At 53.1% G+C, this 11880-nt stretch carries 10 protein-coding genes; 4 read left to right on the top strand and 6 right to left on the bottom strand.

Annotation, left to right across the window (positions count from 1 at the left end; translation table 11 throughout):
• Nucleotides 1-35 precede the first annotated feature (35 nt).
• The 3 genes from HY29_RS09135 to HY29_RS09125 are packed head-to-tail and all read right to left on the bottom strand — an operon-like array spanning nucleotide 36 to nucleotide 3219.
• The gene (locus HY29_RS09135) at nucleotides 36-1274 is read right to left on the bottom strand and encodes an acyltransferase family protein (protein ID WP_034796000.1); all 1239 of its coding nucleotides are present in this window, start codon (nucleotides 1272-1274) and stop codon (nucleotides 36-38) included.
• Nucleotides 1275-1321: 47 nt separating this feature from the next.
• Nucleotides 1322-1756: a hypothetical protein gene (locus HY29_RS09130; protein ID WP_034795999.1), complete on the bottom strand. Its 435-nt coding sequence runs from the start codon at nucleotides 1754-1756 to the stop codon at nucleotides 1322-1324.
• A 2-nt stretch (nucleotides 1757-1758) separates the two neighbouring features.
• The gene (locus HY29_RS09125; RefSeq protein WP_034795998.1) at nucleotides 1759-3219 is read right to left on the bottom strand and encodes a GMC oxidoreductase; all 1461 of its coding nucleotides are present in this window, start codon (nucleotides 3217-3219) and stop codon (nucleotides 1759-1761) included.
• A 330-nt stretch (nucleotides 3220-3549) separates the two neighbouring features.
• Here HY29_RS09125 and HY29_RS09120 point away from each other — a divergent pair, with 330 nt between their 5' ends.
• From HY29_RS09120 to HY29_RS09105, 4 genes are all read left to right on the top strand, one after another.
• Nucleotides 3550-5067, top strand: a complete 1518-nt coding sequence (locus HY29_RS09120; RefSeq protein WP_051601358.1) for a lipopolysaccharide biosynthesis protein — start codon at nucleotides 3550-3552, stop codon at nucleotides 5065-5067.
• A gap of 17 nt (nucleotides 5068-5084) precedes the next feature.
• Nucleotides 5085-6110 carry a phosphoribosyltransferase family protein gene (locus tag HY29_RS09115; RefSeq protein ID WP_034795997.1) on the top strand — a complete coding sequence of 342 codons (1026 nt, stop codon included), beginning with the start codon at nucleotides 5085-5087 and terminating at the stop codon, nucleotides 6108-6110.
• A 156-nt stretch (nucleotides 6111-6266) separates the two neighbouring features.
• Nucleotides 6267-7976: a hypothetical protein gene (locus HY29_RS09110; RefSeq protein ID WP_034795995.1), complete on the top strand. Its 1710-nt coding sequence runs from the start codon at nucleotides 6267-6269 to the stop codon at nucleotides 7974-7976.
• Nucleotides 7977-7985: 9 nt separating this feature from the next.
• A complete protein-coding gene (locus tag HY29_RS09105) occupies nucleotides 7986-8375 on the top strand; it encodes a DCC1-like thiol-disulfide oxidoreductase family protein (protein ID WP_034795994.1) in 390 nt (129 codons plus the stop codon).
• Nucleotides 8376-8456: 81 nt separating this feature from the next.
• Here the strand turns inward: HY29_RS09105 and HY29_RS09100 are convergent, their stop codons facing one another.
• The 3 genes from HY29_RS09100 to HY29_RS19365 form a co-directional block, all read right to left on the bottom strand.
• Nucleotides 8457-9539 (bottom strand): glycosyltransferase, encoded by a 1083-nt coding sequence (locus HY29_RS09100; protein ID WP_034795993.1) that lies wholly within the window; start codon nucleotides 9537-9539, stop codon nucleotides 8457-8459.
• A gap of 25 nt (nucleotides 9540-9564) precedes the next feature.
• Nucleotides 9565-10635, bottom strand: coding sequence for a glycosyltransferase (locus HY29_RS09095; RefSeq protein ID WP_034795991.1), 1071 nt, complete (start codon nucleotides 10633-10635; stop codon nucleotides 9565-9567).
• 46 nt (nucleotides 10636-10681) lie between these two features.
• Nucleotides 10682-11880, bottom strand: a 1199-nt coding sequence (locus tag HY29_RS19365) for a hypothetical protein (RefSeq protein WP_034795989.1), incomplete at its 5' end; no start/stop codon positions are given.

The following is an 11880-nucleotide window of genomic DNA, read 5'->3' as shown; positions in this document are numbered from 1 at the left end:
GCTCCTCGGTGAGGAAAAGCTCGTTTCGATCAAACTCAATTGATGGCAGATGGTGTCTCCGGAGCAGCGGTGGTATGTGGCTTCTGCTCCTTGGATGACATGGCTTGGAGCTTCCGGGAATATTTCCGCCCCATATTTTGCAGAGGCTTCTCCAGAAAATAAAATGTTGCGGTCGCCAGCGGTATTGTCACCAGCAGGGTTAGCAATCCAACGCCAAACATGGCTGCAATCGCGAGTTCAGGAGAGGGGGCCGCACCGAGATACGGTGCAAGGAGTCTCATGAACATAAAAAGTATGATGAAATGCAGCAGATACAGGCCGTATGAGATTTCACCGAGGAAAATCAGAGATTTGGAGTTCAGCCAACCGTTCTGACGCCGCCCGTAATAGGTGACCGTAACAATGAACGCGGCTGCCAGCGATACGACCAGTACCGATGATGGGTCCACATGTATCCATGGCCGAAAAATCCGTTGTGTGAACATGCCAGCAAACACTGCGCCGATAACCGATGCATACCTCAAAGCAATGGGCGCCGATGCATATATGTTTGCGATTGTCCGGCCATAGACCGGAATCAACGCGCCAAGGAAGAACGAGATCATGTACACATTTACGTGCCCGATCTTGAGGGGCGCATACATCAGGGCGAGCAGCACGGCAAAGGTCGCGCAAATGTAAATTGGTCGTCTCGTCAGGAAAATGAAGAGCGGCATCAGTACCGATGCAACAATCTCGATACGAATTGTCCATGCGGGAGAATTGAGGCTGTTTGAGTACCCCACTGCGTTCAAAACGATTTCCTTCAGGTTCGGCACATGGGTGAAATAATTGTTCATCCAGGATGTGCCGATATCGATCGGTTTGTCAGTGAACCAGAACCAATGCATCGCCGCAGAGAAAAGTGTAACGGCGATCAGAAGCGGATAGAGCCTGAACGCCCGGCGAACATAGTAGGCCAGCAGATGAAAGAGTTGGCTGCCGCTTGAGCGTTTGAACGACAAGGTGAGGACAGTGCCGCTCAAGACAAAGAACAGCACGACCGCTGCAGGCCCATTGAAAAAGCCGATCAGGGCATGAACGATCACGCGATAAGGATCCGAAAAGTCCAGCGCCTGGCGCTGTGGGAAGTCAAATCCGTTTACACGCAGCAGAAGGAAACCATGATAGATCACGACGAAACTGGCTGCCAGGCCCCGAAGACTTGCGAGACTGTTCGAAAACACAGGGTGATCCTGGTTTCCTAAGTTCGGTGCAATAGGTTCCGTTGTCATATTGATCGCCTTTCTGGCGTGCCACGAGGCTCTTCTGGAGCGGGCATCTAGTCGAAGTTGGCAAAGGGGTTGAGGCAGACCGTCATGGATCCGAGATAGGTGATGGTCTCAGCCTCTGGATGCTCGAAGAATGTGTAATCCGTACGGGTTACAAAGGCGGTCAGCAGGCTGCGCTCAAATTCAATTTGATGGTCCGCCAGCTTTGAAACGCCAGACTTGCTGATTGTGGGCCCCATTCCGATAAGTTCCAGACTGCGAAGCACGCTGGCCTTCAGATAGGAGGGGGCCTGTTCTGCTGCCCTGAAGTCGGCAACGAATGCGCTGAAGTCTTCATCCGACATTTTGAAAGGACCAACCAGTCTTTTCAGTGTACGGCGGATATGCCCCCGGTCGGAAAGTGACATGACGCCAGCGCCGGCTGCAACGGCAACCGTCGCGAAGCCAACGAGTATTGTGCGCCGGGAAAGATTGATCGGGCCCATGCTCAGACCTCCTGACTGGATGTAAGGCGGTCGGCCGCGCGTAGACTTAGCGCGGCAACAGTGAGGCTCGGGTTTCCTGTGCCGCAAGTCGGGAATACTGAGGAGCCCACGACGACAAGATTGCGGTATTTGTGATGGATCAAGTCGCTGTCGACAACCGAGGTATCCGCTGTCTTTCCCATGCGCATGGTGCTTTGGAGGTGGGATTCCGTCTGGCGATAACGCTTGAAGACAATCTCTTCCACGGGCAGTGGAGTGAGAATGTTAGAAAGGCCGTCAATGGCCGCTTGCAATCCTCGTTTTGCGTAGTCGGACGGTCCTTTGAACTGAACGAGTGGCTCGTTGTTTTCATCCAGCTCTACCTTGTTTTCATCTTCGAGAATTTCTTCGGTGACAACCGAAAGCGGCAGGGATTCCTGCCACCGTGAGCGTTCCGGACGTAGCCCGAATTTCCAGCGGTTTTCGAAATAGATAAGCGATGCTCCGCGTTCGGATCGGAAGTCTCCATCCGCAAAAGAGTAGTCTAGGCCCGTCGTGATAGTGGACCCGTCGAAATTGTTCATCCCATCAAGAAGAACTTCCAGGTCCGCGCCATATGTTTCATTGAGACCTAGGCCTGTGAAGCCGTCAGCCATTCCGGATGCAAGCATGATCGCCGGACTGTGTATCGCATTGGCTCCAAGCACGAAAACATCTCCGGTTGCGGAATATGTTTTGCCATCCTGTTCGAATGATACGCTCTTTACCGCGTTGGAGCTGGAGTCGAACCCCAGCACTCTGCAACGCAGAGCAACGGTCACCCGGTCGTCATTGAAGACATCCATCAGACCATTCTGGGCTGTGAACTTTGCATCTGCCGGACAAATCATGCATCGCAGTGATGCGCAGCAACGATTACGATTTTCCGTTGAGATCCTGGCTCTTGCGGTAGGAATTATGAAGTGCGTGTCGGGGTGCGCTTCTTTCATCACCCGGTCTGGCGTTGAGGGATGATGAGGCGGCTGAGGGAATGGCCGGGAGCGGGGCGCGATAGAGGCCATGTCATCGTCGCCGGAGATGGACATGATGTCCTCGGCGTCGCAGTAATATGGTTCCAACTCGTCATATGAGAGAGGCCAGTCTGCGCCCACTCCATATAGGGATTTCAGGCGAAAGTCGTTTGGCAGGAAACGCGGTGACTGGGCGAACCAGCAATTGGTGCCACCGCCGAAACCGATTGTGAAGTTCCACGGCTTGTCACTGTTGGACGTATAAGTGTCCGCACGATTTATCGAGCTGTTGCGCTGTTCCTCAACCTGCCATTGGTGGGGATTGAAGTCCCCGCGTTCCAGAACGAGAATGCGCCCATTCGTGGTTTCGAGCAGCTTCTTCAGGAAAAAACCGCTGCCAAACCCGGACCCGACGACAATATAGTCGAAATGCTCCCGGTTGATCGCTTCCGGCGAAGCTAAATTCTTGAGCATTTTGAAGTTCCTCAGCCTTTGGTCGCAACTTTATTTCAGCGTTTAGCTGCATAAAAGTCAGGCGCGCCAGTCCCCCGAAAAGTTATTCCTGTGGCTCCGTATTTGCAAATAACATGCTAGGTGCAGCGATCCTAATTTATATGCGCCGTCTTGTTGTCACTCTCTTCCAGAATGCCTTCTCTATGCGCTTCGGTGTCGAGGCGCTGAATTTGGGGGCAGAAGGCGGCACAAAGCGGGGCATATGCGGCATTGGGTGTGGCTGGGTCACAAGATCCTGATGTTTCACTTTGGAACATCCCAATTCAGAACAAGGCGTCCAGGCGAAGAAATATGTCGACCGATAAAGTAGCCAGCCCCGAAGATGATGATCTGAATGGTATCAATACGTCTGCTGCGGGGCTTGCGAGCGGCGCTGCCTATACGGGGGTGGCCCAGGGCCTGAGAGTCATTCTGGGCTTTGTGCAGGGCGTTGTCCTGGCAAGGCTGCTGTTGCCGGAAGATTTCGGTTTCGTTGCCATGGTCGCGCCGGCGGTTGCCTTCGCTTCAATGGTGAAGGAACTCGGGCTTAATCAGGCGACCGTTCAGAGAGAGAATATTTCCGCGCAGGTCGTGAGTAACCTTTTCTGGATCAGCTTGGGCATGAGTGCCGTATTGGCCGTCCTGCTTGCCCTGTCGGCCCCTTTGCTGGCGAGCTTTTACAAGAGTCCGCAAGTAGAGACGCTGACGATCGCCTACGCATTCACGATCATAATCTGGGCGTTGCAATCCCAGCCCGCGGCCCTTCTGGCCAGGCGCCTTGCGTTCAAGACGCTCGCGCTCATCGAAGTGTTGTCAGTTTTTATCGGTTTCGTTGTTGCGGTCGTCTTTGCCTATTTTACCCGCAGCTACTGGGCTCTGTTCTACGGGACGTTGGCAACCGCTTTGTCGTCCACCTTCATTGCGTGGGTGACCAGCCGGTTTAAGCCGATGAAGATCCGAAATGCGCAAAGCATGCGGGAGATCGTCGGGTTTGGGACGAGTATAGCTGGTTTTGACCTTCTGAACTTCGCGGCGCGGAATGCGGATAATATCCTGATTGCGCGTTATCATAATGCAGTTGAGCTTGGTCTGTATGACCGCGCCTACAAATTGCTTCTCTTTCCGCTGCAGAAGATAACCTACCCATTGTCGCGTGTGATGGTTCCGTTCCTGTCCAGGAATATAAACCAGCCGGAGCGTTACAAGCGTGCTTATTTCACGGCCGTTTCGCTTATTCTTCTTGCTGCGCAGCCTGGTATCCTTGTCGGTGTGATTTTTGCCGATGACGTTTTCCGCGTTCTGCTCGGTGTGGAATGGCTGGCGGCAGCGCCGATCTTTATGTGGCTGGGGATTGCGGGTCTTGTTCAGGTCATGACCTCCACGATGGGGTGGTTGTTCGTCAGCCAGGGCCTTGGAAGAAACTATCTTATCGTGGGCGCTGTAACCGCCTTCATTTCCATCGGCTCCTTTGTGATCGGCTTGCCTGGCGGGGCAGTCGGCGTTGCGATGGCCTATGCGATCGGGGATCTGCTACTGAAGACGCCCTTTGTGTGGTTCATGGCGGGGCGCCGCGGACCTGTGCGACTGCCTGACCTGCTACGACTGGCGCTGCCGCATGCGATCGCGCTGGCTGCTGCTGGTGCGAGCCAGGTGGCTTTGGCCCATTATCTGGACAAGGTCGGTTTCCTGACATTGTGTCTTTTGGGGGCGCTATCCTATGGCATGTACCTTGCTGTTCTGATGCTATTCAAAGACAAGGTGGCTATGGCCGGAGAGCTGATTGCCCTTGTCAGAAACAGTTTGAAGTCAATACGCCCGAAGAGCGCCTAGAGGACAGGATTGCGGAAATGAATTATCGATCGCTCGCTGATATGTACGACGCTCTGACAATGGGGCTGGGCAAATTGCCGGATGATATCGATCTTGTCGTGGGTATTCCGCGTAGCGGGCTCATTCCTGCAAACTTTCTCTGCCTGATGCTCAACCTACCCATGACGGACATTGAAGGTCTGATCGAGCGGCGCGTACTCGCTGCAGGGCGCACCCGGCGTGGCGAAGCGGTCAACAAGCAGTTTGATGACATGAAGAATATTCTGATCATCGACGACAGTGTGTTCCACGGAAACTCTGTACGGGCGGTCAAGCAGCGTCTGGAAAGTGAGCTTTCCGGCCGCGACTACAAGATAACCTATTGTGCCGTTTTCGGACCGAAGGCTGAGCACCCTGATGTTGATGTCGTGTTTGAGGCTGTGCCTCAGCCACGAGTGTTTCAGTGGAACTTGTTTCACCACGGTTTGCTGCAGGATTGCTGTGTAGATATCGACGGAGTGCTCTGTCTGGACCCTACGCCTGAGCAGAATGATGATGGGGAAAAGTATCGCGAGTTTCTGCTCAATGCCGTGCCGTTAAACCGCCCAACAAAACCGATTGGGCATCTTGTCACGAGCCGGCTGGAAAAATACCGGCCGGAGACTGAAGCGTGGCTCAAGAAATGGGGCATTGAGTACAAAAGCCTCAACATGTTGGACCTGCCAACCAAGGAAGCCCGGCAGAAGGCAAACGCCCACGGCAGCTTCAAGGCAGAAGTATATCGCCAGAAGAGTAGTATGCTTTTCATCGAGAGTGAGCACGGGCAGGCCGAAGACATTGCGCGGCTATCCGGAATGCCTGTCCTGTGCGTGGAGTCCCAGCATGTCTTCACTCCCAACAAAGGAGATCTCATCGCGATAAAGCAGTCTGTGAAATCTTTGCCGAGGCGGATCGTGCTTATGAAAACGCCTATTTCCAATAAGCAGTCCATGAAGAATTTCTTGCGATCTATCGTCGGCGAGCGTCGTTATGCCTGGATGAAGAAAGCGGCAGGTCGATCTTGAGACGGCCAGCATAATTACGCAGAAGTACTTATTTTAGAGCTAGCGCAACTGATTTATGATAGGTTCCTTTTGGGACGCACAAAAATACCAGCGGCGCTTTTCTATAGTTGAATAATGAGGCGAGCTTTCCAAAGCTCGTCCAAAGAGGGTGGTGGCATGACCAACGGAAAGCCTTTGGATGGCAGAGATATTAAACTTAAGGGTGCGAATGATCTGCTGCCCTTTTTTAAATTTGGGGCCCTTATTGGCGTAGTGGCCGTCGCGCTGGCGCTTGTGCCGATCTTTAACTTTTTGTCCTCTTACTCGACTGCCTGGCACCCAGAGCGCTCGCTTCTCATCTTTCTCGCGGTAACGGCAATCGCCTTATTTACGGCTGTTGTTTCGTACAAGAATGTCCCGAAGTATTTGAAGATCATCATTAAGGGCCTGGCCGTTATTCTTGGCATCTATGGTCTGTTGCTCGGTTCCGATTTCTCTTATCTTAGTGTCGAGTATGAGGGCGGTGTCCGCGCCTTCTTGATGGTAACGCCTTTCATTGTTGCCGCCGCAACGATTGGTGCGCTGTTCAGGCCATCTCTGGCAATGGTGCCGGCGCTCTATTTGCTTATTCACAAGGATATGACGCGCGTCCTTTCAGGCGCACGCGAGCTTGGGCGCAACGATTACGCGCCGTTGGTTGAGGTGCTGGTGTTCACAGCCGGCGCTGTAACCGCCATGGGTCTGTTCGTGCTGGCATTCGACTTTGTGAAACGTCGGTATAAATTGTCAGCAGAGCAGGTTGGCGCAGTGGAAGAGGCTATCAAGCTCCTCCCGATGGTCATTCTCTGCATTGCCGTGGGGGCCCATTTGGGCAACTATTTCATGTCAGGCGTCGCGAAAATCCGTCTTGACGGTGGAGTTCTCGCTTGGGTGGCGAGCAATCCTACCAGTTCCCTGATGTTGGCCGGATACAATGTCGGTGCAGCGCCCGGTAGCTACGCGCCTGGACTGTTCGGGTTTGCCTACCAAATTCTGAAAGCTGTAGAGCCCTATCTGAACTTCGTAACGCTCTGCGCCCAGTTCTTCTGCTTCCTGGCATTTTTCCGTGTTCGTTTGATGCTCGGCTTCACGCTCTTCTTCGATTGCATGCACATCGCAATCTTCCTGCTGACTGGCGCGCTCTTCGTGCCGTGGATACTGCTCAACAGCCTTCTCGCTGCTGCTTTCATCGCGATGAAGACAGATCGGCTTCCAAAAGAGGCAATCATTGCGGGCGTTCTTACCACTGTTGTCGGCCATACGATTTTCTACAATGCGAGACTGGGGTGGTATGACAGCCGTGAGTTGCGGGATTCCTTCTTTACCGCAGTGACTGATACAGGGGAGGAAATGCGGGTTCCCAGCAGTTACTTCCGTCAATCATCGTACCTCATGTACACGCGCAATTTCGGTTTTCGCGAGCATTCTCGCCCGTCGCGGCACGTTCCGACGTCTCAGTGGGGCCAGATCGGGATCGGTGTGAAGTCCAGCGAGATGCCTAATTACAAAATCATGCAAGAGACACGGAAGTGTGAATATCATTCGCCGGTTGAGGCAGATGAGACTATTTACGATTATGATGTTGATAGACCGGCAGAGTTTGTCAGCTCATATCATCAGATGATGATCGAAAAACAAAGAAAGTCTGGACACCGGCCCGGATACCATTTGTATCCTCATCACCATTACTCAATGCCAGTTCGGTATAAGGCTTTTGAGGGCACAAATCTGGAAAACATCCGCGGCTATTACTATAATGTACAGACAGTATGTCTTGGCTGGAAGGATGGACAATTCAGCCGCGACGTCATGGTAAGCACGAAATCGGACTTCATTCCGGTCAAATAGGCGGTTGCAATGTTAGAGAACATTATTGTTTACGACGGCGAATGCCCGTTCTGCAGCCGGTATGTGACCATGTTACGGATCAGGGAATCTGTCGGGCCGATACGCCTGATAGATGCCCGGTCCGATGATCCGGATGCAATAAGCGCTCGCGGCCGGTTTGACCTTGATGAGGGAATGGCGGCGCGTATTTCTGGCGAGTGGTACTATGGCGATGATTGTGTGCACATATTGTCCATGATCAGCAGTCCTGTCACAACTTTCAACAAGCTGAACGCCTGGGTTTTCAAAAGCCCAAAGCGGGCCAAGGCAATCTATCCGGTCATGAAGTTTGGTCGAAATATAGTTCTGTCAGTGCTCGGCCGAAGGAAGATTTCCAGCATGGCGTCCAAAAGCGGATAAGACGTTGGCCCAGTAGGGCCAATTATGCCGATCTGGACGTCACGCAGATATCGTAAAAAAAACTTGGTGTGATTTATCCGCTTAGCCTGCGGATTTCCAATTTTCGCGCGCTTTTTCGCAGGCCCCCAACAGCGTATCCAGTTGGTGATCCTTGTTCAGCGTGGGGCGCTGGGAATAGGTTAGAGCCTGTTCGCTCATATGTTTATAGTAATTCTGATCGTCCCAAAGCTTGCGAACAGCGTTTACCCATTCCTCGATAGGGGCATCGGGTTCTATGAGAATGCCGCCATCTCCGACGGATTCTGACAGGCCTCCAATTTTAGTCGCCACACAGGGAATGCCCGAGAAATGTGCTTCGGAAGCGATCCGTCCCCAGGCTTCCCGCCACTGACTGGGGATCAGTAAAACTTTCGTTCTGCCATAAATCGTCTTCATATCATTCGTACGCGGCTTGAGCGTCACGTTACCGCACTTCTCCGCCAGCTGAACATTTTCTTCCCGAATAGCATCAGGCAGGGGCCAGCCTTCAATGAATTCGAATGGGATGTCAGGGCAACGTTCGGCGATTTGGAATGCGACGTTTCTCCCTTTGTCAGGGTGCGGGTTAATGAAGGAAACGACCTCCGGCTTCCTGTTTTCACACCGGTACCGCTCTGCCATGAACATCGGCGGTATTGGCACGGCTTCTATGCCATATTTCTCCCGGTACGCATTTGCTGTAAATTCTGAATTGGCGACATATACGGTATTGTCTGGAAGATCGTCCGGGCTTGCTTCATACTTGTGAAACTCGACATCCCGGACATATACCACAAGCGGTATGCCGAACTGGGCGAAATGTTTTGCTGTCTTGAAAGGCTTGCCGGCGGACACAATTATCACGTCCGGTTTCGCCCGGCGAATGATACGGTCACCATCTTCCCATACAAACCACTTCCGATATACAGGGTATCCGGGCAACGTGTCGCGAACGAATTTTTGGCCGGTCAGTTTGAGGTAGGCCCGGATAAGAAATCCCAGGCGGTCCTTGTGGTAAAGTCCTGAAAGGACGGACACATTATGGCCGCGCCCTCTTATTTCCAGAGATAATTCGTGCGTGCTGGATTGCGATCCACCCGCAATTTGCGGTGTGTGCGGATGGGCCGTAACAAATAGAATGTTCATAAAGTATTTCCGATGCGGTGGCGGTTTAGCGTGTCGCGCTTTGTACAGCGCACCGAAGAACTTCCTCCAGGCTGCTCAATTGGTGGCCAATTTGAACAGACGGCCGTGAGGCATAGTCCAGCGCGGCCTCTACCATTTCAGCGTAATATTCCTCGTCCGACCACAGCTTGTTGATGGCATCAGCCCAGGCAGAGGCTGGTTCCTCAATATCGATCAGTACGCCGCCCGTGCCTACGGCTTCAGGCAAGCCGCCCTGGCGCGATGCAACGACTGGTATGCCGCTTATTTGCGCCTCGGTAGCGATGCGGCCATAGGCCTCTTCCCAGCGGCTTGGCGCAAGAACGATTTTCGTTTCGGCGTAGACTTGTCTCATGTCTTCAGTGCGCGGCTGGATCCGCACATTCGGCAAGCTGGACAACGCTGCATCCAGTTCGTCCTTGTCTGCCTTGGACAAGGTCCACGTCATCTGAAAAACGAATGGAATGTCGGGGCAGAGACGCGCCGTCTCCAGCGCGATGTCCAATCCCTTGTGCTTGTGCGGATTAACGAACAGAACGTTCCGTCTCAGGGTCTCGGTTTTGTAGAGTTCCGGTTTGATAAGCGGGTATATGACTTCTGATGAAATTCCGAAACAGTCCTTGAACTTGTTGGACGTGAAGTGGGAGTTTGCAATGTACAAGCTGTCCTTGAATTCACGAATATCGCCGCCGAGATCCTCAAATTCAACATTACGCAGATAGAATACTGTGGGGACATTTTGGGAGCGGAACTGCTTTGCCAGACGAATGGGAAAGCCGGACTGCAGAAGAACAACGTCCGGGTTGAACGCCTCCAGAACCTCGTCAACTGACTGAGCCGGATGCCAAGCGCGATACGTTGTATAGCTGCAGTAATCATCCTCAACGATTTTCTCGGGCAAAACCTTCAGGGCGACACGGTGCTTTAGGCCGAGCCACCCTGTGCCGGTTAATCCTGAAAACACAGCGGCCTCGTGGCCTCGTGCTTTCAGCTCGATGACCAGTTCGTGCGTACTCGACTGTGCGCCGCCCGCAATTTGGGGAATATGCGGATGCTCGCTTGCGATCAGTATTCGCATCTACAAAAAGTCCTCAAGCAGCTTTCAAGCTTAATCTATGCAAGGGTCAGGCCAAGGTTCCCCCTGTATCCGTAAGAATGTCAGCAATGTTCTCAGCGAGATCTTCTGCAATCAGACCAAAACCTTCGACATTGAAGTGTATGCCGTCATCCATCTGCTGGTCTACGTCCGTAGTCGACACACCCACATAAACATTATCGTAAAGGGAAGCGATGTAGGCCTGCGCATCGCGTATGCTGTCGAGTGCACCTTCAGGACCGTCCAGCCAAGGGCCGAGTTCCGGAAAGTCTCCCAGCTCCTGGATGAAGATCGGCACGTCACTGCCGAACTTTTCCCAGAAGTACTCAAACACGTTGACTGTCGATTCAATAAGGGAGTCGACGATCAGCTCAGTATTGCCCCCAGTGATCGCCCGCGCGTCGTCCTCACCCTGAGCCCATACGATTGCGTCAAGGTCGTCACCGGCGTCCAGGGCGGAGTTGATCTTGGAAATCGCATTCAGCAGTGCAGGGCCGGGTGAGTCAGTTTCCAGGTTCCACCAATAATTGTTTGCGTCACCGAGTGGATTGGATGCGGAGCCGCCGCGGGCCGCATTGATAGCGGTCGTTTCACCGCCCAGCAGCGTGTCCATGGCATCTTCAAAGACGACCGCGCCGATGTCGCCAGGGCTTTCATCGTCAGCATGCCTGTAGAAATAGCGTTCTGCGTTCGATTGACCCGTGAAGGCGACAAAATCAAAATCTTCCGGCGAAAGAGTATGTGACAGGGGCTGAAGTGAATCGTCTGTCGACACTTCAATCCAGTCAACTCTGGCTTTCTCGCCAGAATCGTAAACGGCTTCAATGCTGATTTGATCGCCGGTGTGCAGTGTGACAGAGGCGCTATGAATGTTGAAAACATCATTGTCTGCGTCAGCTACCCAGGTCGTGACGACGTCATCATTCACGCGGACCTGATATGACGAAACACCGTCGCTTTCGTCCAGATGCGATACTTTGACTACATAATCCCCATCCGGACCATCGAACACGCCACTTGCGCTGCTGTGGGTGGAGTTATCGACGGCGCGGATAACGGTGTCATTAGAAGCCGTTGATCGCGCTTCCGTACTGAACCCATCTCCCAGCGATAGATTTTCGGCCTCTGTTCTGCCGATTGATATCGTTGAGGCCGGAGGCGGAGGCGGTGGTGGAGGCGCGAGCGTTGCGTCAGTCACGGTGAGGCTGTCGATGCGGGCATACTCGC

Origin of the sequence: Hyphomonas beringensis (genome assembly GCF_000682755.1) — a bacterium.
In the GTDB taxonomy this organism is placed as follows: Bacteria; Pseudomonadota; Alphaproteobacteria; order Caulobacterales; family Hyphomonadaceae; genus Hyphomonas; species Hyphomonas beringensis.
The sequence above is the reverse complement of the archived record's forward strand: the minus strand, read 5'-3'. Positions and strand labels throughout refer to the sequence as shown.